This is a genomic window from Geodermatophilus sp. SYSU D00742, assembly GCF_054049935.1.
In genome coordinates this window covers 21,113-42,665 of record NZ_JBJGYJ010000008.1, presented here as the reverse complement: position 1 = coordinate 42,665, position 21,553 = coordinate 21,113, and the positions used below count along the sequence as shown (strand labels likewise).

The following is a 21,553-nucleotide window of genomic DNA, read 5'->3' as shown; positions in this document are numbered from 1 at the left end:
CGTCGGGCTCAGGCGGTACGGCTCTCCCGGTCGTAGTTGCGACCCAGGAACGCCGGCACCCGCGCCCAGCGGAACGCGAAGATCATCACCAGCAGGGTCGCCACGTACGGCACCACGAGCAGCACCTGGCTCGGGATGCCGACGTCGCCCACCTCGGCCCGCAGTGCGATGACGTCCATCGCGGCGAAGAACAGCGCACCCGCGGCGATGAACTGCGGACGCCACCCGCCGAAGAAGGTCAGCGCGATGGCCAGCCAGCCGCGGCCGCCGATGATCCCCTCGGTGAACGTCCCGGTGAAGACCATCGGCAGGTAGGCGCCCGCCACGGCCATGAGCGCACCCCCGGCGGTCGCCGTCCAGATGCGCGTGCGCGCCACCGCGATGCCGAGGCTGTCGGCCGCCTTGGGGTTCTCCCCCACCGCACGGAGGTCCAGGCCGGCGCGGGTGCGGTACAGGAAGACGTACAGCCCGACGGCGACCAGCGCGGCGAGGTAGACCAGCACGTTGTGCGAGAACAGCACGGTGCCGAGCACCGGGATCTGGCTCAGCAGCGGGATCTCCAGCCGGGGCAGCGTCTGGATCAGCGGCTGCGACCCCGTCTCCCCGACGACCACGCGGAACAGCAGCCCCGCCAGTCCGGTCGCAGCGAAGAACAGCGCGAGGCCGATGACGAACTGGTCCAGTCGCAGGGACGTCGTCGCCCAGCCGAGCACGAGCCCGAACAACGCGCCCACGGCCGCGGCGCAGAGGATGCCGACCGTGTTGCTGCCGACGCCGTAGCTGACGAGGAAGCCCACCGAGGCGCCCAGCACCATGACGCCCTCCTGCGACACGCTGAAGACGCCGGCCAGCCCGCCCAGCATCGTGCCGAGCGAGGCCAGCAGGTAGGGCACCGTGGCGATCACGGTGAGCTGGGCCAGGGTCTCGAACTCGGTCATGCCGCGGCCCTCCGCGCGAGTCGCCCGGCGATGACGTCGGACAGGAGCAGGAAGATCAGGATCAGGGCCTCGATGATGAGGACCATCTCGGCCGGCACCCCGACCGTGCGCTGCATGGAGCTCGCGCCGACCTCCAGGATCGAGATCCCGAAGGCAACGACGGGCACCCACAGCGCGTTCCCCCGGGCGATGAGCCCGACGATGATGCCCAGCAGCAGGTAGTTGGCCTGCATGCCCTCGATCGCCCGGCCGTGGACGCCCGAGACCTCGATGGCACCGGCCAGCCCGGCCAGCGCGCCGCCGACCACGAGGGCGACCACCGCCACGCGGCCGACGCGGATGCCGTTGATGGCCGCTGCCCGCGGGTTGGTGCCCGCGGCACGGAGCTCGAAGCCGGCCGCCGTCCGCCGGGTGACGACGATGCTCGCCAGGCTCACCACCAGTGCCAGCAGGATGCCGGCGTGCACGCCGGGCGGGCCGCCCAGCACCGGCAGCTCGGCCGGCTCCCCGACCGTCTGGGTGGCCGCGACGCCGGCGGCCGGGTCGGCCCACACCTCGGTGGCGGCGTAGTCGAGCACCTGGAAGGAGACGAAGTTCAGCAGCACCGTGCTGAGGATCTCGTTGACCCCGAACCGGCCCATGAGCAGCGCGGCGATGCCCGCCCACACCAGCCCGGCGAGCACGCCGGCGACCAGCACGAGCGGCAGCAGCACCGCCGCCGGCAGGTCCGCGTAGACGATGCCGACGCCGGCCGCGGCGGTGCCGCCGACGAGCAGCTGGCCCTCGCCGCCGATGTTGAACCGCCCCACGGCCAGCGGGATGGTGAACGCCAGCGCCAGCAGGACGACGGTGACCCACTTGGTGAGGGTCTCGGTGAAGCCGAACGTCGTCTTGAACGACGTCGACAGGATCGTGGTGAACGCGCCGAACGCGTCGTACCCGAGCACCGCCATGACCACCCCGGAGACCACGAAGGCCAGGACCAGGGCGAGCACGTAGGGCAGCAGGTCCCGCAGCACCCGCAGGCCGCCGTGCAGCGGGACAGGTGGTGCGTCGGTCTGCACCGGGACGGTGGGGGTGCTCATGCCGGGCCCCCCGCGGGGACGCGGAGCGCCGGCGGGGCGCCGTGACGGGGTGCGTTCATGCGTCCTCCCGGACGCCGGCCATCAGCCGGCCGAGTGCGTAGGCGTCGAAGTCCCCGCGGGCGCGCTCACCGACCACCTGGCCGGAGTAGAGGACCACCATGCGGTCGGCGAGCAGGCTCAGCTCGTCGAGGTCCTCGGAGATGAGCACGACGGCGCAGCCGCGGTCGCGGGCCTCCTCGACACGGTCGTAGACGAAGCGGGTGGAGCGGAGGTCCAGCCCGCGGGTGGGGTTCTGCAGGACCAGCACCGACGGCTCCCGCTCGAACGCCCGGGCCAGCACCAGCCGCTGGATGTTGCCGCCGGAGAGGTTGGCCGCGGGGGCGTCGGGCCCCGGTGTCCGGATCGAGTAGCGCTCGATGGTGCGCCGGGCGTGCTCGCGCACGCCCCGCCAGTCGATGAGCCCGGCACGGCGGAACGCGGGGTCGCGCTGGGAGCCCAGCAGCAGGTTGTCGGTGACCGACGCCGCGCCGAGGATGCCGTCGCGGTGGCGGTCCTCGGGGACGTAGGCGACGCCGGCGGCCAGCCAGCGCGACGTCGGCCGCCCGGCTAGCTCGGTGCCGTCGACGGTCACGCTGCCGGAGCGCACCGGGCGGACGCCGGCGAGCGCCTCGGCCAGCTCGACCTGGCCGTTGCCGGCGACGCCGGCCACGCCGAGGACCTCCCCCGACCGGACGGCGATGTCCAGTCCGTGGAGCGCCGGCACCCCGTGGTCGTTGTCGACCTCCAGCGCCGAGACGGCCAGCCGCACCGCCGACCCGGTGGCCGGGTGCTCCGGCGCGTCCGCCACGGCGGTCCCCACCGGGGACAGGCCCAGCGCGGCGGCGACCTCCGTGGACTGCTCGTCGGCCAGCTCCCCGACCATGAGGCCGGCCACGCCCGCGGCGTCGGTCTCCTCCCGGCGGACCGTGGTGAGCCGGCGGCCGTCGCGCATGACGGAGATGCGGTCGCAGATGGCCAGCACCTCGCGCACCTTGTGCGAGATGAACACGACGCTGGTGCCCTCGGCGACGATCTCGCGCAGCGAGGCGAACAGCGCGTCGACCTCCTGGGGCGTCAGGTTGGTCGTGGGCTCGTCGAGGACGAGGATCCGCGCCCCGCGGTACAGCACCTTGAGGATCTCGACCCGCTGCCGCGCCCCCACCGACAGCCGGTCGGTGCGCGCCCGCGGGTCGACGGCCAGGCCGAAGCGGTCGGAGAGCTCGGCGATCCGCCGGCTGGCCCCGCGCAGCCCGCCCGAGCCACCGCTGGTGCCGACGACGACGTTCTCCACCACCGTGTACGCGGGCACCTGGAGCAGGTGCTGGTGCACCATGCCGATGCCCAGCCCGATCGCGTCGCGCGGTGAGCGGACGTGCACCTCCTGCCCGTCGACCCGGATGGTCCCCGCGTCGGGCCGGTACAGGCCGTACAGGACGTTCATGAGGGTGGTCTTGCCGGCGCCGTTGCCGCCGACGAGGCCGTGCACCTCACCGGCGGCGAGCTCGAAGTCCGCGTCGACCAGCGCCTGGACCGACCCGAACGACTTGGTCACGCCGCTCATCGACAGCGGCACCCGTCCCGCGGGCGGGGGTGGTCCCCCCGCCCGCGACTGCTCCGCCGTCGTCACTCGACCGGGGTCACGTCGCGCTCGACCTCGATCTCGCCGCTGCTCAGGCCCGCGATCACCTCGTCGACCTGGTCCACCACGGCCTGGTCGACGCCGGCCGGCGGCTGCAGCGAGATGCCCTGCTCGAAGGTCATGCCGAGGTAGCCGCCGGTCTCGCCGTCCTGCACCTGGCCGAGGATCTCGTCGAGCATCACCTTGAAGTCGTAGAGCACCGAGGTGAGGTAGTGGTCGGGGGCCAGGTCGGACTTGTCGGTGTACTTCGCGGTGATCCGGACCGCGCCGGCGGGCTCGGCCTTGACCGCCTCGAAGGCGCCGACCATGCCGAGGTTCAGCGAGCCGAGGACGACGTCGGCGCCGCCGGCGATCAGCTGGCTGGTGAACTGCTGGCCGCGGGTCGGGTCGTTGAGGTCACCGGTCCACACGGGGGTGAGCGTCGCGGTGGACCCGACGTCCTCCAACGCCTGCTCGACGGCGTGCACCTCGGAGTAGCTGAACGGCAGGGTGGCCCCGCCCAGGTAGGCGATCTGCTGGCTCTGCGTGGTCGCCGCGGCCAGCACGCCCAGCGGGTAGAAGGCCAGGTGGAAGTTCCGGTCGAGCACCCACACGTTCTCGGGGACGTCCTCGGGCTGGGTGTCCTGCTCGGCGATGAAGACGACGTCCGGCGCCTCCTCGGCGACCGCGACGGTGGCGTCGTAGAACTGGCTGCCGTGGGTCCAGATGACTGTGTAGCCGTCGGCGACGTACTCGCGCAGGACCCGCTGCGCGTCGGGCACCGCCACGCTCTCCGAGTAGGTGGTCTCCGCGCCGTACTCGGCCTCGGCCGCCTGCAGCGCCTCGAGGCCCAGGAAGGTGTAGTCGGCGTCGGTCGTCGTCCCGGAGAAGACCGCGGCGATCCGGGGCGCCTCGCCGTCGGTGCCGCCTCCGCCACCGCCACCGCCGCCGTCGTCGCCACCACCACAGGCGGTCACGGTCAGCAGCAGGGCGGAGCACAGGGCGGTGGAGCGGAGCAGCACGCGGGCGGGTCGCATGGACGGGCACCATCCTCGGTCGCACGGTCGGGTTGAGGGAGCCTGTCAGCCCCGTGTCACGGGGCCCTCGACACCGGGGCCAGCCGAGACCGAATCGATACCGACCGCTGCCCGGCCGAACCGGTCCGCCCACTCCCCCAGGAGTCCGCGCAGCTCGGGCGGGGTGACCACGGTGAACTCCGCCCCCAGCGAGCCGAGGGCGAACGCCGGCCAGTCCAGGCTGTCGGTCTCCAGGTGCACCCGGCTGCGCGCGGGCCCCTCCTCGACCACCCGCGCCCAGCGGCCGATGCGGGCCCGCACGCGGTCGGCCGGGGCCGCGACCACCGCCTCCACGGCCACCGGCGCGGCCCACGGCCCCATCCCGGCCCGCACGAAGGCGGCGGCGTCCTCGGCCGGCAGCCGCCGCGGCGCGAAACGGGCCCCGGTGGGCCGCGGCCCGCTCAGCCGGTCCAGCCGGAAGCTCCGCCAGCCGCCGCGGTCGAGGTCGTAGGCGACCAGGTACCAGCGCCGCCCGAGCGGGACCAGCCGGGCGGGCTCCACCTCGCGCTCGGTCGGGGTCCCGTCCGCCGCGGTGTAGCCGAACGCGAGCCGCTCGGTGTCGCGGCAGGCCTGCGCGACGGTGGTCAGCACCTCCGGGTCGATGACCGCCGGGGTGTCCCGCCACCCGGCCGGCTCGGTGACCGCCCGCAGCGCGTCGGCTCGGCGGCGCAGCCGGGGCGGCAGCACCTGCACCACCTTGGTCAGCGCGCGCACCGACGACTCCGCCGTCCCCGCGATCGCGCTCTGCGCCGCCGCCTGCAGGCCGACCACGAGCGCGACGGCCTCCTCGTCGTCGAGGACCAGCGGCGGCAGCGCCGCGCCGGGCGCGAGCCGGTAGCCGCCGTCGACCCCCGGCCGGGCCTCGACCGGGTGGCCGAGGTCGCGCAGCCGGTCGACGTCGCGCCGCAGGGTGCGCAGCGAGACCCCGAGCCGCTCGGCCAGCTCGGCGCCGGCCCAGTGCCGCCGGTTCTGCATGAGGGAGAGCAGCCGCAGGGTGCGGTTCCCGGTGTCCGCCATGCCGCCAGGATCCCGTCGATCGCGGACAGGAACTGGCACCGATGGTCCCTAACGTCGTCCGTGACCGACGACCCGAGACGGAAGGCGGACACCATGACCAGCACGACGGGCACCCTCACCGGCGAGCGGGCGGACCTGCTGGAGACCCTCGCCGCCCACCGGCACTTCCTGCGCCACACGGTCCGAGGGCTCACCGACGAGCAGGCCCGGCAGCGGACGACGGCCAGCGAGCTCACCCTCGGCGGGCTGGTCAAGCACGTCGCCGCGCAGGAGGCGGGCTGGGTGCGGTTCGTCCTGGAGGGCCCCTCGTCCATGCCCGGTCCGGACGACGCGGAGCAGATGGCGGCGTGGGCCGAGCAGTTCCGGATGGGGCCGGACGAGACGCTGGAGGGGCTCCTCGCCCACTACGAGGAGGTGGCCCGGCGCACCGACGAGCTGGTGCGCACGCTGCCCGACCTCGACGCCACCCACCCGCTCCCGGAGGCGCCGTGGTTCCAGCCGGGCGCGGTCCGGTCGGCCCGCCGGGTCCTCCTGCACATCGTGGCGGAGACCGCCCAGCACGCCGGGCACGCCGACATCCTGCGGGAGTCCCTCGACGGCCAGAAGACGATGGGCTGACAGCGCCGGCCCGCCCGTCTCGGCGGGTCCTCCCGGACGGCGGCACGGGGGAACTCAGCCCTCCGCCTCCAGCTCGGCGACGTGGTCCAGCGCGCGGTCACGGGCGGCGGCGGCCTCGGTCGCCCGGCGCTCGGCGGTCCGGCGGTGCCGCTCGGCGCGCTGGAGCTCCTCGCCGGTCTCCGCCGCCTCGCGCTCGAGCCGGGCCAGCTCGTCGGCGAGCTCCTGGACGCGCGCCTGCAGGTCGGCCCGGCGGGCGTCGAGGTCGTCGACCCGGTGCCGTTGCTCCTCGGCGGCGGCGCGCGTCTCCGCGGCGACCGCGGTGGCCTCCTCCCGCTGCCGCCGACGCTCGGCGGCGTCTCCCCCGCGGGCCCGGGTCGGCGCGGCCGGCGTCTCCGGGCGGGGTGGGGCGACCAGCCGCAGTGCCGGCCGCACGCCCGTCGTCCCCATGCCGCTGTAGGACATCGGTGCGGTGAGCCGGCCGGACAGCAGCGCCTCCCCGGCCTCGGGGTCGGCCATGGCCGCGCGCAGCGTGTCCTCGACCTGGGCCTCGACGGAGCTGCTGACCCGGTGGCCGCGCTCCCGGGCCAGGGCACTGGCCTGCCGGGTGAGGGCGGTGAGCAGCTGGGAACGCTGCCGGTTGAGCGCCTTCAGCGAGTCGCCGGCGAGGTTCTCCTGCGCCACCCGCAGCATCCCGCCGAGCTCGACCAGGCCCTCGATCTCCGCGCGGTGCTCGCGCACGAGCAGGTTGCACACCCAGGCCGCCGCCGAGGGCTTGGGCAGCGCGCCGATCGCCTTGGCCAGCGGGCGGTCGCCGTCGTCCCTCGCCCGGTGCTGGCGTTGCCTGCGCAGCGCGGTGAACTCCTCGGGCGGCACCTCGTAGAGCTCGTCGGCGACGTCGTCGAGGTCCACGGGGCCGACCCTGCCACGGCCGGCCCCGGGGGGTGGCCGGTCAACAGCACGTGGCGACGCCGGCTCCGTCCTCGCCGGGCACGCAGCAACTGCCGTCGCCGCCGACGGCGGAGAGCTCGAGGGCCTTCTCCCCCTCCAGGTCCGGGCGGGCGTCACCGGTGACCGTGTAGACCTCCCAGGGCTCGCCGCCGGGTCCGGTCACCCACACCTTGTCCTGGACGGCGTAGCAGCAGGTGGTCCGGTCCTCGACCCGCGTGGCCAGTCCCGCCCCGGCCAGCCGCGTGGTGGCCGCGGAGACCTCCTCCGTCGAGGCGACCTCGACGCCCAGGTGGTCCATGCGGGTGGGCTCACCGGCGGCGCCCTCGAGGAGCACCAGCTTCAGCGGCGGCTCGGCGACGGCGAAGTTCGCGTACCCGGGGCGACGCTTGGCTGGGGTGGTGCCGAACAGCCGCGAGTAGAAGTCGACGGCGGCGTCGAGGTCGGCGACGCGGAGGGCGAGCTGGACACGGGACACGGGAGACCTCCTCAAGGCGCGGACATCGACAGGTGTCGATGTCCCGGTCCAGGGGACCACCAGACATCGACGTTTGTCAATATGACGGATGTCGTTACGATGGGCGGCGATGTCCACCGGAGGAGACCCGATGAGTGACCCCGGCCTGGCGTGCTGCACGCCGCTCACCGGTACGGCCATGTCCGCCGAGCAGGCCGAGCAGGTCGCCCCCCTGCTGAAGGCACTGGCCGACCCCGTGCGGCTGCGCCTGGTCAGCCTGATTGCCTCGAGCGCCACCGGCGAGGCCTGCGTGTGCGACCTCAACGACGCCTTCGACCTGACCCAGGCGACCATCAGCCACCACCTCAAGGTGCTGCACTCCGCCGGGTTGCTCGACCGCGAGAAGCGCGGCGTGTGGGTCTACTACGCCGTGCGCCGCGAGGCGCTGGCCGCCGTCGCCGGGCTGTTCGACACCGCGGCGGTGCCGGCGTGAGCGACGTCGTCGGCGAGACCGCAGTGGCGCCGCCCGAGGCGCCGGTGCTGCGGCGGCTGTCCACCCTCGACCGGTTCCTGCCGGTCTGGATCGTGGCGGCGATGGCGCTCGGCCTGCTGCTCGGCCGCTGGGTGCCGGGCCTGGACGACGCGCTGTCGGCGGTGGAGGTGGGCAACGTCAGCCTGCCGATCGCCGTCGGGCTGGTCCTGATGATGTACCCGGTGCTGGCGAAGGTCCGGTACTCCGAGCTGGACCGGGTGACCGGCGACCGGCGGCTGATGGCCGCCAGCCTGGTGCTCAACTGGCTGGTGGGCCCGGCGCTGATGTTCGCGCTGGCGTGGCTGCTGCTGCCCGACCTGCCCGAGTACCGCACCGGCCTGGTGGTCGTCGGCCTGGCCCGCTGCATCGCCATGGTGCTGATCTGGAACGACCTGTCCTGCGGCGACCGCGAGGCCGCCGCGGTGCTGGTGGCGGTCAACTCGGTGTTCCAGATCCTGGCCTTCGCCGCGCTGGGCTGGTTCTACCTGCAGGTGCTGCCCGGCTGGCTGGGCCTGCCGACGACGTCCGCGGAGTTCAGCGTCTGGGCGATCGTGCTGTCGGTGCTGGTCTTCCTCGGCATCCCGCTGCTGGCGGGCTTCCTCACGCGGACGGTCGGCGAGCGCCGGAAGGGCCGGGACTGGTACGAGGGCCGCTTCCTCCCGCGCATCGGGCCGGTCGCGCTCTACGGACTGCTGTTCACGATCGTCATGCTCTTCGCCCTGCAGGGCGAGGCGATCACCTCCCGGCCGTGGGACGTCGCCCGCATCGCCCTCCCCCTGCTGGCGTACTTCGCGCTGATGTTCGGCGGCTCCTTCCTGCTCGGGATGCGGCTGCGCCTGGGTTACGCCAAGACGGCCACGCTGGCGTTCACCGCCGCCGGCAACAACTTCGAGCTGGCCATCGCGGTGGCCATCGGCACCTTCGGCGTCACGTCCGGCCAGGCGCTGGCCGGCGTCGTCGGGCCGCTCATCGAGGTGCCGGTCCTGGTCGCCCTCGTCTACGTGGCCCTGTGGGCCGCGCGCCGCTTCCCCCCCGGCCACGAGCCCACTCGACCCGATCGGACCCCTGCATGACCAGCCACCTCCACGGGCTGCGCGGCCTGCTCGCCGCGGACGCCACGTTGACCCGGCTGACCGACGAGCTGGCCGATCGCCTCACCGGCGTCTTCACCCGGGAGACGATCGACCGCTACGTCCACGAGTCCTTCGTCGCCCTGGCGGCCACCGCCACCGTGGGCGCGCACCTGCCACTGCTCACCGCGCGCCTGGCCACCGAGCGCCTCACCGCGCTCGCCCAGGCGGAGGGCGCCATCGCCCGCGACGTCTGGGAGGTCCTGTTCGTCTGCGTGCACAACGCGGGGCGCTCCCAGATGGCCGCCGGCCTCATGGCGCACCACGGCGGCGACCAGGTGCACGTCCGGTCCGCCGGGTCGCGACCGGCCCCCGACATCGACGATGCCGTCGTCGCGGCCATGGCGGAGGTCGGCGTCGACCTGGCCGACGCCTTCCCCAAGCCGCTCACCGACGACGTCGTCCGCGCCGCCGACGTGGTGGTGACCATGGGCTGCGGCGACGCCTGCCCGGTGTACCCCGGCAAGCGCTACCTGGACTGGCAGGTCCACGACCCCGCCGGCCGACCCCTCGACGAGGTCCGCGCGATCCGCGACGACCTCGACGCCCGGGTGCGCGGCCTGCTCGCCGAGATCACCTCCTCCTCCGCCGGAACCGTTCCCCCCGAGGTCACCCCATGACGCCGTCGGTCCTGTTCGTCTGCGTGCACAACGCCGGCCGGTCCCAGATGGCCGCCGGCTGGCTGCGGCACCTCGCCGGGGACGCCGTCGAGGTCCGCTCGGCCGGGTCGCTGCCCGCCGAGCAGGTCAACCCCGCGGCCGTCGCGGCCATGGCGGAGGTCGGCATCGACATCACCGACCAGCGGCCGAAGGTGCTGACACCTGCGGCGGTGGAGGCCTCCGACGTCGTCATCACCATGGGCTGCGGCGACGTCTGCCCGGTCTTCCCCGGCAAGCGCTACCTCGACTGGCAGCTGGCGGACCCGGCCGGCAAGGGGGTCGACGCCGTCCGGCCCATCCGGGACGAGATCGAGGACCGGGTGCGGGCACTGCTGACGGAGCTGCTGCCCGCGCAGGCGTGACGGCCGGCTCGACCTCCGGGTCCGGCCCGTCACCACCCCCGGAGACGCGCCGTGAGGCCGAGCAGGTGCCGGCATCGTCCGGCGTCACCGTCGGCTGCCGCGATCTCGTCCCGGATGACCCGGACCGTGCGATCCGGATCGGCCGCAGCGGCCAGGCGCCCGAGGGTCTCGAGCTCGAACCCGCTCACGCCCGGGTCCGCCAGCGCGTTCTCGAAGGTCTGCAGGACGGTGGTCGCAGGCAGCTGCACCTCCAGGCGGGGGTGCGCCACGGGCTCGTCCCGATGGGCACGGAAGAGGATCCTGTCTCCGGGGGCGAAGTCGACCTTGAACTCCCAGTGCAGCGCGTAGACGGCCTGTTCGAAGTGGGGATCGCCGGTGAACCGGAAGTCCCGACCCGTGTACGCCTTGCGCTCGGCCTTCCGCTCCGGCCGCTCGAAGTCCGCCCGGAGCTCGAGGAAGGTGACCGGCTCGCCGTCGCGCGCGTAGCGCTCCCTGAGGATCTTCAGCAGCAGTCTCAGGGCTCCGTTCTGCGCCTCCCTCATGGCGTCCCTCCGCCACTCCTTCACGGTCTTGTAGACCCAGGCGAGGAAGCCCGCGACCAACGTCACGAAGGCGAGGAAGGCACCCACGTCGACGCTCCGGTCGAACGTCAGGGCCGGTAGCTCGACCGCCGAGACCACCGCGGGACCGACGAGCGCTGGGGTGTGCACGGAGCGTCCCCTCCCCTCACCGGGGCTCGGTGTCCGCAGGCTAGCGAGCGGGGCATCGCTGACGGGGCTGCTGCCCGCGCGGGCGTGAGAGTGCCCACAGCCGGGCGGGAGAGCGGCCTCCGCGGCAACACGCCGGTCACCGCCGGGGAACACTGCGGTCATGCAGGAACGCACGCCCCTGGCGAAGACGCTCGCCGGCCCCGCCCTGATCGTCGCGGTGCTCGGGGTGCTCCCCCTCGTGTGGGACGCCCCCCTCGTGTGGGAGGTGCTCGGCCCGCTGGTGGCCGCGGTCTACGCCGTCCGCGCGCTCGCCGTGGTGTGGCGGCAGGTCTTCAGCACCTCGTCGCGACACCTGCACGCCTGACCCCGGGACGCACGGCAGCCCCGGACCGCGTGCGGTCCGGGGCTGCTGTGCGGCCGGGCGCTAGCCGAAGACGAGCACCCCGAGCACCGTCGCGACCGCCAGGCCGGCCATGACGGGCAGGAAGCAGCGGCGGGCCAGCTCCACCGCGGGTACCCGGACGAAGCCGGCGACCGCGAGCAGGGACGACCATGCGACCAGTGTGCCGCCGCCGGACCAGATGTTGCCCATCTGCCCGATGGCCGCCAGCGTCGGGCTGCTGACCCCCGCCCCCTCGGCGAGGGAGCCGGCCAGCGCGCCGGTGAGCGGCAGGCCGGAGAAGCCCGAGCCGTCCAGACCGGCGACGACGCCGACGACCATGACGCCGAACGCGGTGAGGAGGGCGTTCGCCGGCAGCTGGTCCTGACCGGCCACCACGAGGTCGAACAGCAGGTTCGGCGCGGTCTGGCCCTCCGGGATGCTCAGGATGGAGGCGGCGAACTCGCTGTTGCCGAGGAAGAAGAAGCCGGCGATGGGGAGGACGACGCCCATCGCCTTGAAGGCGAACACCAGGCCGTCGACGATGTGGTCGGCCGAGGTCTCCAGGAACTTGTTCCCGCTGCGGGCGTACGCCGCGCCGAACATGACCAGCAGCGCGATACCGCCGACCAGGGCCGCCGCGTCACCACCCTGGAGATCCGGCACGGACTCCGAGACGCTGGCCACGACCAGGTAGACGATCAGGGTCAGGTACGCCAGCGGGACCAGCAGGGCGAACGCCTTGGACGCCAGCGGCCTCTCGACCGGGGTGATGGTGTGCTGCTCGGGCGGAACCGGGCCCCCGGCCGGGGTGCCGATCAGCGCCCGCCCCTTGCTCAGCCGCTGGGCGATGACCTGGGCCTCATCCCGCGGCGCCGTGGGCGCGGTGCCGCCGACGCCGACGAGCTCCCGCTGACCGCCGCTCGACGGTCCGCCGCCACCGGTGCCGTCCGTCGGCAGCCCACCACCGGGTCCGCCGGCGCCGTCAGCCGGGCCCCCCTCAGCGGCGGCCTCGACCGCCTCGGCGTCGGCCGTGCCGCTGCGCCGGTCTGCCGTGCTCTCCCACTCGGCGAGCAGCTCGTCGGAGGGCCGCCGCATCTTGCGGATCTCCATCGCGTAGCCGATGGCCAGCGCGACACCGCCGACGATCAACGACAGCACGAAGGCCCGGTCGGCCACGACCATCGGGTCGGCGTTGGCCGCCGTCGCCGACAGCTGCGGCGCGACCCCGATGACGTAGTCGGACGACAGGGCCATGCCCTGCCCGGCGATCGCGATGGTGAAGCCGACCGCGAGCGGCCGCAGGCCGGCACGGATGGCGACCGGCACCAGCACGGCCCCGACCAGCGGCACCGCGGGGGTGGGCCAGAAGAACAGCGAGATGAAGTACGTGACGATCACCAGCGTCCACCAGGACAGGTGCGCGTTGCGCATGACCCGGCGGAAGGGCGTGACCATCCGCTTGTCCGACCCGAGCCCCTCCAGGGACCGCAGCATCGCGGTGACCATGGCGATGATCAGGAAGATGTTGAACAGGCTGGTGGCTGCGGTGAGGCTGGCGTTGAAGACCGACGACAGACCGGTCGCGAGGCTCCCCGACCACACGAGGGCGGTGAGGAACGTGGCCACCACTGCCGGCACCACGATGTTCTTGCGCATGATCATCGTGGCGAGGATGACGACCACCCCGGCCAGGAAGACCCAGTGCGCTGCTGTGAGTTGCATCGACGCCCCTACGGGTGAGCCCAATGTGTTGGTGGGAAAAGCTCCCCGACCGCGCAGACGCCGTCCATGAACGAAGTGCACACTCGCCCCACCTCCGAATGTGCAGCCTGCCGTGGCCGCGTTCAAGGCACGTTGGCAGGCTGTTCCCCGTACGTGAACGGGGAGGACGTCTGTGACCGGCACCGCGACGCAGCACGACCGAACCGCGGCAGCCGGGTCCGAGGCACCCCCACGGGCCGGCTGGCTGCTCGCCGCGCTGCTCGGCGCCACGTTCCTCGGCACCGTCAGCAACAACGTGGTCAACGTGCCGCTGCGCCAGATCACCGACGACTACGGCGCCCCGGTCAGCCAGGGCGTGCTGGTCGCCTCCGCGTCGGTGCTGGTGCTGGCCGTGGCCATGCCGCTGACCGGCTGGATCAGTGACCGGCTCGGCCGCCGCCGCACCCTGGTGCTCGCCCTGGCGGTGCTCCTCGTCGGCACCGTCGGCGCCGCGCTCGCGCCCACGCTGCCCACGCTCGTGGCCAGCCGGGCAGTGCAGGGACTCGGCTGCGCCGCCGTCCCCACCGCGGTCATGGGCACCCTCGCCCGGTGCTGGCCGGCCAGTCGGCGCAACCGGGTGATGGGCGCGTGGGGCACGGCCAACGGCATCGGCCAGGCCGTGGGGCCGCCGGTCGGTGGCCTGCTCGCCGACGCGTGGGGCTGGCGGTCGATCTTCTGGGCGCTGGTGCCGGTGACCGTGGCGGTGCTGGTCCTCGCCGTCAGCGTCGTCCCCCGGGACGGCGGGGCGCGCGCCCCCATCGACGTCCCCGGGGTCGGCTCGCTCACCCTCGGCGTGGCCGCGCTGATGGCGGCGGTCACCGCGGCTCCCCAGGACGGCGTCCCGGGGTGGGTGCCGCTGGCCGGGGTCGCCCTCGGGGTCGCGGCGCTGGCCGCCTTCGTCGTCTCCGGGCTGCGCCGTGCGCAGCCGTTCATCGACCCGCGGCTGCTCGTCGAGATCCGCTGGCTGCGCAGCGCCACCGGTGTCTTCGTCCAGCAGGTGACGCTGTTCTCCGTCCTCGTGGCCGTGCCGCTGCACCTGACCGGCGTCGCCGGGCTGTCGGGCACCGCGACCGGTCTGCTGGTCTTCCTGCTGCCGGTGGTGTGGGCGGCCTCGGCACCACTGGTCGGCCTGCTGGCCGACCGGATCGGTCCACGACCGGTGCTGCGGACCGGTCTGGGCGTGCTGTTCGCCGTCTCCGTCGTCCTCGGCGTGCTCCTGGGCGCGGGCGCGACGGCGGTGCCGCCGATCGCGGTCGTCCTGGTGGTGGCCGGACTCGGGGTCGCGCTGGTGCAGACGCCGTCGCTGAGCGGCGCCACGCGCTCGCCGGCCGGCCAGCGGGGTGCCGGACTCGGGCTGTTCAACATGATGCGGTTCGTCGGGGCCTCGGTCGGCGCGGCCGGGGTCGCCGCCACCTACCCCCACGCGCTCGGCTGGCTGTTCGGGGGCTGCGCGGCGGTCGCCGTGGCCGGGTTGGCGCTCAGCTTCGCCGGACGAGAGGTACCCGACGCGCCCGCCGGCCGACCGGCTCCGCAGCTCACCGCAGGCTGACGCCGCCGGGCGCTCCGGGTGGGCACCCTGCACAAATTGCGTGGTCAGCGCTGGGCACCGTGCTGGTGATCTAGGTCACGGACGCCGCTAGCTTTCGGCGAACGGTCACCGGAGTCGCGGTGGCCCTGTCCACCGTCCGGCACGGTCGGCCACTCCAGGCGGCCGGGCCTCGTGCACGAACCGGGAGGCACCATGCAGCTGACGGCCGCTCACTGGGTCTACATGGCGGGAGTCGCGTCACTGATCGTCGTGATGCTGCTGCGGAAGAACGTGATCGTCCCCGCGATCATCGCCACGTTCGTGACGACCTGGCTGTTCACCGGGGACTTCCTCAACGGCCTCGGCTCGGTGTTCAGCGCCAGCATGGTGGCGACCACCGAGCTGCTGAGCATCTTCCTGGTGCTGACCGTCGTGACCGCGCTGCTCGGCGCGCTGCGGGCGGTCGGGGCCGACCGGCGGATGATCGCGCCGCTGGCCCGGCTCATGAAGAACGGGCCGGTCTCCTACGTCGCCCTGTTCGTCGTCACCTACCTGCTCTCGTTGGTCTTCTGGCCGACGCCGACGCTGGCCCTCGTCGCCGCCACCCTGCTGCCCGCGGCGATCGCCGCCGGGCTCTCCCCGCTGGGCGCGGCGATGGCGATCGCGATCGCCGGGCAGGGCATGGCGCTCGCCTCCGACTACGTCATCGGCGTCGCACCGAGCCTGTCGGCCGGCGGCGCCGGGGTACCCGCCGGCGACATCGCCGACAAGGCGCTCGTGCTCAGCCTGGTCGTCGGCGTCGTGGCCCTCACGATGACCTGGTTCCTGCACGTGCGTCGCGGTTCCCGGAGCGGCGTGCTGCCCGGTGACGGGGCGGCCGGGAGCCCGACGGCGACGACGCCGAGGACCCGGACGGTCAGCCTCGCCGAGATCCCGGCGACCGTCGGGGCCGCCCTCACGACCAAGGGGGAGCCGCTGCGGGTGGCCTCGGGCGGCACGGCCACCGCGACGGACGTCGTCGGCGGCACCGGCTCGGGCAACGGTCCGGGGCCGGCGGGCGGCAACGGGCACGGGATGCTCGGCGGCAACGGGCACGGCCCCGCGAGCGGCAACGGGCACGGGCCGCTCGGCGGCAGCGACTCCGCCGGGGACGACGACGGCGGCACCGCCGCCCCGCTGCGGACCCGGCACGCCCGCCTGTACGCGGTCGCCGTCCCGCTGGCGTTCGCGGCCCTGGTGGCCTACCTGCTGCTCGGCAAGGTCACCGACCTGGTGCCCGAGGTCGAGCCCGGCTGGGGTGCCGCGCTGGTCGGTGGCCTGGCCCTGCTGCTCATGCTCGGCGTCACGACCTCCTCGGGCGGCAACGGCCTGGAGCGGGCCGGTGAGCACTTCGTCGACGGCCTGCTCTTCGCCTTCCGCGCGATGGGCGTGGTGATCCCGGTGGCCGGGTTCGTGCTCGTGGGCATCTCCGACTTCGCCGGTCGGATCATGCTGCTGCCCGAGGACGCCGAGGCCCCGGGCTTCCTCTTCGACGTCATCTCCAGCGGCGAGCGCTTCATCCCGGACAACTCCGTGGTGGTCATGTTCGCGATGCTGATCGCCGGCATGCTCATCGGCCTCGACGGCTCCGGCTGGGCCGGGCTGCCGTTCACCGGGTCCATGGCCGACGCGTTCGCCGCCTCGACCGGCGCGGACGCCGCGACCCTCGCGGCCATCGCGCAGAACGCAGCGGGGTGGACCGGCGGCGGCACGCTGATCATCTGGTCGTCGTTGATCGCGGTCGCCGGCCTCACCGGGGTCCCGGTCACCACGCTGGCGAGGAAGCTCTTCGTCCCCGTCGTGACCGGCCTGGTCCTCAGCGTCGTCGTCGCCGCGGTGATCTGGTGAGCCGGGCGACGGTCCGCGGCACCGCCCGGGACGTCCGTGCCGGGCGGGTGTCGCCGCTGGAGGTGCTCGAGACGTCGCTGGCCCGGGTGCGGGCCGTCGACCCGGCCGTCCGGGCGTTCGTCTCGGTCGACGAGGAGCGGGCGCGGGAGGAGGCCGCGGCCCTCACCGAGGAGGCGGCCCGCGGCCGGTTCCGGGGGCCGCTGCACGGCGTGCCGATCGCGGTCAAGGACCTCATCGACGTGCGCGGGCACCCCACCCGCGGCGGCTCGCTGGTGACCGACGACCGGCCGGCGCCCCGCGACGCCCCGGCGGTGCACCGGCTGCGTGCGGCAGGCGCGCTCGTGCTCGGCAAGACGACCACCCACGAGTTCGCGCACGGTGTCACGACCCCGCCCACGCGCAACCCGTGGGACCTCTCCCGGATCCCCGGCGGCTCCAGCGGCGGCTCCGCGGCGGCGGTGGCGTCGGGGCAGGTCCCGGCCGCACTGGGCAGTGACACCGGCGGCTCGATCCGCGTCCCGGCGGCACTGTGCGGGGTGTCGGGGCTCCGGCCGCGGCCGGCCGACGTCCCCACCGGCGGGTGCCTGCCGTTCTCCCCCAGGCTCGACACCTGCGGGCCCATCGCGGGCGACGCCGAGGACCTCGCCGTCCTCTTCTCGGTGCTCGGGGCGACGCCGTGCCCGCTGACCGGGTCGGTGACCGGACTGCGCGTCGGCACGGTGCCGCCTGCGGCGCTCGGGGACGTCGACCCCGAGGTGCTGGCCGCGGTCGAGGCGGCGGTCGGGGTGCTGGAGGAGGACGGGGCCGTCCCCGTGCCGGTGGACGTCCCGCCCTTCCCGTCGTGGAGCGCGCCGCGCACGGTGTACGTGCTGTCGGACTTCCTCGCCGTGCACCGGGCGGCGGGCTGGTACCCCGGCCGTCGGGAGCACTACGGCGAGGAGGTGGCCTCCTACCTCGCCCTCGCCGAGCGGATCACGCAGCGCGAACGGGAGGCCGCCGTCCGGACGCTCGAGGGCCTGGAGTCGCGGCTGCGTGCGGCGCTGGAGGACGTCGACGTGCTGGTCCTGCCCACCACGGCGGTGCCCGCGCCGACCGTCGAGGAGTGCGCCTTCCGGCCGGGGGACGCCGGGCGCTCGCCGGTCGTGGGCACCCTCATGCGGCTGTGCGGACCGTTCAGCTGGTGCGGGTCCGCCGTCGTCAGCGTCCCGTGCGGGTCCACCGCCGACGGCCGGCCGGTCGGGCTGCAGGTCGCCGGCCGGGACGTCCCCACGGTGCTGGGGGTGGCCGCCCGGTACCAGGCACGCACCGACCACCACCTGCGGGTGCCCGCCCTGGCTCCCGCGGCGGCCGCGGCCGGCTGAGCGGGCGCCCAGCGGGCCGGCGTCGCGCGGCGCCGGCCCGGGGGGCGCTAGTGGGTGACCTTGAGCCCGATGACGCAGCCGACGATGCCTGCGAGCAGCAGCACCCGGACCACCGAGACCGGCTCCTGTCCGGTCCACATGGCGTAGCCCGCGGTGCCGATGGCACCGATGCCCACCCAGACGGCGTAGGCGGTGCCGATCGGCAGGCCGCGCATCGCGTAGGCGAGGCCGGCCATGCTGCCGGCGAGGCCGACGGCGAACACGACGGTCGGCGCGAGGCGGGTGAAGCCCTCCGAGCGGCCGAGGGCGGTGGCCCACACGGCCTCGAGGACACCGGACAGGACGAGGACGAACCAGTACACGGGGATCTCCTGGAACGCCGTCTTGTCGCTGTCCGGGTACGGCGTCACTCGTCCGGGAGTCCGGCTGCGGACCCACCTCCAGGTTCGCACACCGGTGCCGCGCCGGGCGGTCAGATCGGTCACCACCAGGCCGCCGCGTCGGGCACCATGCAGCCCGTGAGCACGACCCGGGTCAGCCGCCACCTGCGCGCACCGCGTCCGGCCGTCTACCGCGCGCTCGTCGACGCCGACGCCGTCGCCCGGTGGAAGGTGCCGCCGGGGATGACCTCCACCGTCCACCAGTTCACCGGCGCCGAGGGCGGCGCCCTCCGGATCTCGCTCACCTACGACGCGCCCGACGCCGTGGGCAAGACGACCGCGCACACCGACACCTACCGCGGCCGGTTCACGCGGCTGGTCCCGGACGAGCTGGTCGTCGAGGTCGACGAGTTCGAGACCGACGACCCCGCCCTGCAGGGCGAGATGACGACCACCATCACGCTGCGGGACGCCGACGGGGGCACCGAGCTGGTCGCCGTGCACGAGGGGCTGCCCGGCGGCGTCTCCCCCGCGGACAACGAGACCGGCTGGCGGCTGTCGCTGGACCGGCTCGCCGCCCTCGTCGAGCACGGCTGACCCCGCCGCCTCAGTCGGGGCCGACCACCCGGTCGACCTCGGCGCTGGTGTCGGCCAGCAGGTCGAGGGTGTGCGCCAGCCAGACGGTGAACTGGTTCTCCGCCTGCCGCAGGTCCATGCCGAGCAGCCGCGACGCCCGGTCGAGCTTGTAGAGCATCGTGTTGCGGTGGATGTGCAGGTCGCGGGAGGCGGCGTTGACGTTGCCACCGGCGGCCACGTAGGCCAGCACCGTGGCCTCCAGGTCACCGGCGCTCGCGTCCCGCAGCGGCGCCAGGACGTCGGAGGCGAAGGACCTCCCGGTGCGGCTGGCGGCGACGTCCTCGAGGACGGCGTGCACCCGCAGCTCCTGGTACCCGCACACCGGCCGCAGCCCGAGTCGCCCCTGCAGTCCGTGGGCCAGGCGGGCCTCCCGGTAGCTGTCGGGGATGGCCAGCGCGCCCACCACCGGGCGGCCGTAGGCCACGCGGACCGGCCGACCGCCCTGGTCCTTGCGCCCGCCGAGCCAGCGGTGCAGCGCGGCCGCGTACTCGGCGACGGCGTCCATCGCGGCGTCCGGGGTGCTCATGGAGCCCCGGCGGGCCGCCTCGCGGACCACCACGAGCACGTCGCCGACCATCGCCGCCTGCGTGTGCCGCTCCTGCTCGGGCAGCAGGCGCGCGGCCTGGCCGGCCAGCGCCTGCAGCCGCCCCGGCGCGTCGACGTCGGCCGGCGTGGTGACTCCGGAGGCCACGACGACGCCGAACCACGACCGCACCGGGAAGCCGTAGTGCGTGGCCCGGGCGCTGATGTCCTCGACCGTGCCGAACCGGCCGTGCAGGAGACCGTGCACGAAGTCGCCGCGGGCCTGTTCCTGGGCCCGCCGCACGCTGCGCAGCCGCAGCATCTCGGTGCCGATGATCGGTGCGGCCTGCTCGACGAGGACCCGGTGCTCGGCGAGGTCGTGCGGGTGCGGGTCGTCGGTCTCCTCGAGCAGCAGGATCCAGCCGTCGTGCCGGCCGCCCAGCACGATCGGGGTCAGCACGCAGGACAGCTCCCGCCCGCCGAGGGTGAACGGCGCCAGCCGGGGGTGCAGCTCGGTCGGCTCAGCGGCGGTGCCCAGCGTCTCGGCCTGCGCGGTGAACGCCGCCACCAGCTCGGGGGCCTCCACGGTGCGTGGTTGCCGCTGTTCCAGGGCGGCCAGCTGGCCCTGGGTGTCGAAGACGGCGACCGGGCGCTGCGACATCCGCGCCATCTGGCTGCACAGCGCCGAGAGCTCCGCGCCGCGGTAGAGCAGCTCGGCCAGCGCGCGGTGCACGGCCAGCCCGTACCGGAGCACGTGCGTCTCGCGGGCCAGGGTGAGGTCGGCGACCAGCCGGTTGAGCACGGCGAAGGGCACCGCGTCGGCCATCGTCACCAGCGGCAGCCGGGCCGCGGCCGCGGCGTCGGCCGGCTCGGCGGCGTGCCCGTCGACCAGCAGCGCCGCCGCGCCCGACTCCGCGAGCCGGGCGGCGGCGTCGGCGAGCGAGGAGCCGGACTCGGCCAGCTGTCGGGCGTGGGCGTGCACCAGCACCCCGGTGAGCGGCTCCTCCTGGGTCAGCGCGACCGACCACGGGGTCACCCAGTCCAGCCGGGTGACCGCCCCGGCGCGCCCGGCGTGGATGCGCGCCCGTCGCAGCGCCGGCTCCTGGAGGAGCCGGGCGAGGGTCAGCGCGTCGTCGGAGTGGGCGTGCGGCACCACGGGTCCTTTCGGTCAGAGTGCACAAGCTCGCACCGGGTTGCCACGGCAGTCTCACCATTGCCGGTACCGCCGTCCAGCGCGGAGGGTGGGGTTCCGCCGCCCCTACTCCCGCGGGGGACGGCAGCCGTCGACCCGGCCCGCGGGCCGGAGGAGGAGAACCCCGTGCACCAGGTCTTCCGCATCACCCTCGATGACGCCCTGCCCATGCTGGCGGCCGCCCGGGCGAAGGCCGAGGAGATCGGCGTCAAGCAGACGATCTGCGTCTGCGACGACGGCGGCAACGTGCTGGCGCTGCACCGGCTGCCCGGCGCCCGGCTGACCGGCGTGGAGATCTCCATGGCCAAGGCGTTCACCGCCGCCGGCCACGAGCGGGCCACGCACCTGTTCAACGAGCCGCCGAACGGGCCGGCGCTGCCGGGCAACGAGGCCTTCGGCATCGCGCACATGCTCCCGGGCAAGTTCGCGGTCTTCGTCGGCGGCTTCCCGATCGTGCACGAGGGCCAGATCGTGGGTGCGGTCGGCGTGAGCGGCGGCAACGGCGAGCAGGACAAGGCGGTGGGCGCCGCGGCGCTGCAGGCCTTCGCCGAGCACGTGGCGCAGGACCCGGCGCTGGTCTGAGTGGCGCAGGACCCGGCGCTGGTCTGAGTGGCGCAGGACCCGGCGCTGGTCTGAGTGGCGCAGGAGTCCGCGCTCGTCTGACGCGCGATCGCGCGGGGAACGCCCCGTCCGGACGTCCGGATGGGGCGTTTCCCGC

The 21,553-nt window shown here is 74.4% G+C and carries 22 protein-coding genes and 1 riboswitch; of the genes, 11 read left to right on the top strand and 11 right to left on the bottom strand.

The genetic code is table 11. The annotated features are described in order from the left end of the window. Window positions 1-8 precede the first annotated feature (8 nt). The 5 genes from ACI78V_RS07785 to ACI78V_RS07765 form a co-directional block, all read right to left on the bottom strand. The gene (locus ACI78V_RS07785) at window positions 9-938 is read right to left on the bottom strand and encodes an ABC transporter permease (RefSeq protein WP_456850263.1); all 930 of its coding nucleotides are present in this window, start codon (window positions 936-938) and stop codon (window positions 9-11) included. After that, window positions 935-2,023, bottom strand: a complete 1,089-nt coding sequence (locus tag ACI78V_RS07780; protein ID WP_456850262.1) for an ABC transporter permease — start codon at window positions 2,021-2,023, stop codon at window positions 935-937. The genes ACI78V_RS07785 and ACI78V_RS07780 overlap by 4 nt, the downstream gene beginning before the upstream one ends. A 55-nt stretch (window positions 2,024-2,078) precedes the next feature. Continuing rightward, entirely contained in the window at window positions 2,079-3,623 is a 1,545-nt protein-coding gene (locus ACI78V_RS07775; RefSeq protein ID WP_456850261.1) for an ABC transporter ATP-binding protein, read from the bottom strand. A 62-nt stretch (window positions 3,624-3,685) separates the two neighbouring features. Next, the gene (locus ACI78V_RS07770) at window positions 3,686-4,717 is read right to left on the bottom strand and encodes a BMP family protein (protein ID WP_456850260.1); all 1,032 of its coding nucleotides are present in this window, start codon (window positions 4,715-4,717) and stop codon (window positions 3,686-3,688) included. 45 nt (window positions 4,718-4,762) lie between these two features. Next, on the bottom strand, window positions 4,763-5,773 hold the full coding sequence (locus ACI78V_RS07765) for a helix-turn-helix transcriptional regulator (RefSeq protein ID WP_456850259.1): 1,011 nt from the start codon (window positions 5,771-5,773) through the stop codon (window positions 4,763-4,765). Between the two features lie 93 nt (window positions 5,774-5,866). Here ACI78V_RS07765 and ACI78V_RS07760 point away from each other — a divergent pair, with 93 nt between their 5' ends. Continuing rightward, window positions 5,867-6,391 (top strand): DinB family protein, encoded by a 525-nt coding sequence (locus tag ACI78V_RS07760; RefSeq protein WP_456850258.1) that lies wholly within the window; start codon window positions 5,867-5,869, stop codon window positions 6,389-6,391. A gap of 54 nt (window positions 6,392-6,445) precedes the next feature. On the opposite strand, the gene ACI78V_RS07755 is transcribed toward ACI78V_RS07760, so the two are convergent. Beyond that, the gene (locus ACI78V_RS07755) at window positions 6,446-7,300 is read right to left on the bottom strand and encodes a hypothetical protein (protein ID WP_456850257.1); all 855 of its coding nucleotides are present in this window, start codon (window positions 7,298-7,300) and stop codon (window positions 6,446-6,448) included. 40 nt (window positions 7,301-7,340) lie between these two features. Next, complete coding sequence (locus ACI78V_RS07750; RefSeq protein WP_456850256.1) at window positions 7,341-7,814, bottom strand: ArsI/CadI family heavy metal resistance metalloenzyme; 474 nt, start codon at window positions 7,812-7,814, stop codon at window positions 7,341-7,343. 130 nt (window positions 7,815-7,944) lie between these two features. Here ACI78V_RS07750 and ACI78V_RS07745 point away from each other — a divergent pair, with 130 nt between their 5' ends. The 4 genes from ACI78V_RS07745 to ACI78V_RS07730 are packed head-to-tail and all read left to right on the top strand — an operon-like array spanning window position 7,945 to window position 10,476. Further along, a complete protein-coding gene (locus ACI78V_RS07745) occupies window positions 7,945-8,286 on the top strand; it encodes a metalloregulator ArsR/SmtB family transcription factor (RefSeq protein ID WP_456850255.1) in 342 nt (113 codons plus the stop codon). After that, the gene (gene arsB / locus ACI78V_RS07740; RefSeq protein ID WP_456850254.1) at window positions 8,283-9,398 is read left to right on the top strand and encodes an ACR3 family arsenite efflux transporter; all 1,116 of its coding nucleotides are present in this window, start codon (window positions 8,283-8,285) and stop codon (window positions 9,396-9,398) included. Before ACI78V_RS07745 ends, arsB begins: the two co-directional genes overlap by 4 nt. Beyond that, window positions 9,395-10,075 (top strand): arsenate reductase ArsC, encoded by a 681-nt coding sequence (locus tag ACI78V_RS07735; RefSeq protein ID WP_456850253.1) that lies wholly within the window; start codon window positions 9,395-9,397, stop codon window positions 10,073-10,075. The genes arsB and ACI78V_RS07735 overlap by 4 nt, the downstream gene beginning before the upstream one ends. Next, a complete protein-coding gene (locus tag ACI78V_RS07730) occupies window positions 10,072-10,476 on the top strand; it encodes an arsenate reductase ArsC (RefSeq protein WP_456850252.1) in 405 nt (134 codons plus the stop codon). Before ACI78V_RS07735 ends, ACI78V_RS07730 begins: the two co-directional genes overlap by 4 nt. Window positions 10,477-10,505: 29 nt before the next feature. Here the strand turns inward: ACI78V_RS07730 and ACI78V_RS07725 are convergent, their stop codons facing one another. After that, a complete protein-coding gene (locus ACI78V_RS07725) occupies window positions 10,506-11,186 on the bottom strand; it encodes a hypothetical protein (protein WP_456850251.1) in 681 nt (226 codons plus the stop codon). A gap of 160 nt (window positions 11,187-11,346) precedes the next feature. On the opposite strand from ACI78V_RS07725, the gene ACI78V_RS07720 reads away from it, so the two are divergent. Beyond that, window positions 11,347-11,550 (top strand): hypothetical protein, encoded by a 204-nt coding sequence (locus ACI78V_RS07720; protein WP_456850250.1) that lies wholly within the window; start codon window positions 11,347-11,349, stop codon window positions 11,548-11,550. A 60-nt stretch (window positions 11,551-11,610) separates the two neighbouring features. On the opposite strand, the gene ACI78V_RS07715 is transcribed toward ACI78V_RS07720, so the two are convergent. Next, a complete protein-coding gene (locus tag ACI78V_RS07715) occupies window positions 11,611-13,290 on the bottom strand; it encodes a hypothetical protein (protein WP_456850249.1) in 1,680 nt (559 codons plus the stop codon). Window positions 13,291-13,462: 172 nt separating this feature from the next. Between ACI78V_RS07715 and ACI78V_RS07710 the strand changes: the two genes are divergently transcribed. The 3 genes from ACI78V_RS07710 (at window position 13,463) to ACI78V_RS07700 (ending at window position 18,105) form a co-directional block, all read left to right on the top strand. Continuing rightward, entirely contained in the window at window positions 13,463-14,878 is a 1,416-nt protein-coding gene (locus ACI78V_RS07710) for an MFS transporter (protein ID WP_456850248.1), read from the top strand. Between the two features lie 192 nt (window positions 14,879-15,070). Then, window positions 15,071-16,744, top strand: coding sequence for a hypothetical protein (locus tag ACI78V_RS07705; RefSeq protein WP_456850247.1), 1,674 nt, complete (start codon window positions 15,071-15,073; stop codon window positions 16,742-16,744). After that, window positions 16,741-18,105 carry an amidase gene (locus ACI78V_RS07700; protein WP_456850246.1) on the top strand — a complete coding sequence of 455 codons (1,365 nt, stop codon included), beginning with the start codon at window positions 16,741-16,743 and terminating at the stop codon, window positions 18,103-18,105. The genes ACI78V_RS07705 and ACI78V_RS07700 overlap by 4 nt, the downstream gene beginning before the upstream one ends. 47 nt (window positions 18,106-18,152) lie before the next feature. On the opposite strand, the gene ACI78V_RS07695 is transcribed toward ACI78V_RS07700, so the two are convergent. Then, window positions 18,153-18,467 carry a DMT family transporter gene (locus ACI78V_RS07695; RefSeq protein ID WP_456850245.1) on the bottom strand — a complete coding sequence of 105 codons (315 nt, stop codon included), beginning with the start codon at window positions 18,465-18,467 and terminating at the stop codon, window positions 18,153-18,155. 11 nt (window positions 18,468-18,478) lie between these two features. Continuing rightward, window positions 18,479-18,544, bottom strand: a riboswitch (guanidine-III (ykkC-III) riboswitch). 70 nt (window positions 18,545-18,614) lie between these two features. Here ACI78V_RS07695 and ACI78V_RS07690 point away from each other — a divergent pair. After that, window positions 18,615-19,082, top strand: coding sequence for an SRPBCC family protein (locus ACI78V_RS07690; RefSeq protein ID WP_456850244.1), 468 nt, complete (start codon window positions 18,615-18,617; stop codon window positions 19,080-19,082). A gap of 10 nt (window positions 19,083-19,092) precedes the next feature. Here the strand turns inward: ACI78V_RS07690 and ACI78V_RS07685 are convergent, their stop codons facing one another. After that, window positions 19,093-20,796, bottom strand: a complete 1,704-nt coding sequence (locus ACI78V_RS07685; RefSeq protein WP_456850243.1) for a PucR family transcriptional regulator — start codon at window positions 20,794-20,796, stop codon at window positions 19,093-19,095. A 165-nt stretch (window positions 20,797-20,961) separates the two neighbouring features. Between ACI78V_RS07685 and ACI78V_RS07680 the strand changes: the two genes are divergently transcribed. After that, window positions 20,962-21,417, top strand: a complete 456-nt coding sequence (locus ACI78V_RS07680) for a GlcG/HbpS family heme-binding protein (RefSeq protein ID WP_456850242.1) — start codon at window positions 20,962-20,964, stop codon at window positions 21,415-21,417. Window positions 21,418-21,553: the final 136 nt, after the last annotated feature.

Coding starts and splice junctions, on each gene's coding strand:
- ACI78V_RS07785 (WP_456850263.1), bottom strand. CDS start 938: ATGACCGAGTTCGAGACCCTGGCCCAGCTCACCGTGATCGCCACGGTG.
- ACI78V_RS07780 (WP_456850262.1), bottom strand. CDS start 2,023: ATGAGCACCCCCACCGTCCCGGTGCAGACCGACGCACCACCTGTCCCG.
- ACI78V_RS07775 (WP_456850261.1), bottom strand. CDS start 3,623: ATGAGCGGCGTGACCAAGTCGTTCGGGTCGGTCCAGGCGCTGGTCGAC.
- ACI78V_RS07770 (WP_456850260.1), bottom strand. CDS start 4,717: ATGCGACCCGCCCGCGTGCTGCTCCGCTCCACCGCCCTGTGCTCCGCC.
- ACI78V_RS07765 (WP_456850259.1), bottom strand. CDS start 5,773: ATGGCGGACACCGGGAACCGCACCCTGCGGCTGCTCTCCCTCATGCAG.
- ACI78V_RS07760 (WP_456850258.1), top strand. CDS start 5,867: ATGACCAGCACGACGGGCACCCTCACCGGCGAGCGGGCGGACCTGCTG.
- ACI78V_RS07745 (WP_456850255.1), top strand. CDS start 7,945: ATGAGTGACCCCGGCCTGGCGTGCTGCACGCCGCTCACCGGTACGGCC.
- ACI78V_RS07735 (WP_456850253.1), top strand. CDS start 9,395: ATGACCAGCCACCTCCACGGGCTGCGCGGCCTGCTCGCCGCGGACGCC.
- ACI78V_RS07730 (WP_456850252.1), top strand. CDS start 10,072: ATGACGCCGTCGGTCCTGTTCGTCTGCGTGCACAACGCCGGCCGGTCC.
- ACI78V_RS07720 (WP_456850250.1), top strand. CDS start 11,347: ATGCAGGAACGCACGCCCCTGGCGAAGACGCTCGCCGGCCCCGCCCTG.
- ACI78V_RS07715 (WP_456850249.1), bottom strand. CDS start 13,290: ATGCAACTCACAGCAGCGCACTGGGTCTTCCTGGCCGGGGTGGTCGTC.
- ACI78V_RS07705 (WP_456850247.1), top strand. CDS start 15,071: ATGCAGCTGACGGCCGCTCACTGGGTCTACATGGCGGGAGTCGCGTCA.
- ACI78V_RS07690 (WP_456850244.1), top strand. CDS start 18,615: ATGCAGCCCGTGAGCACGACCCGGGTCAGCCGCCACCTGCGCGCACCG.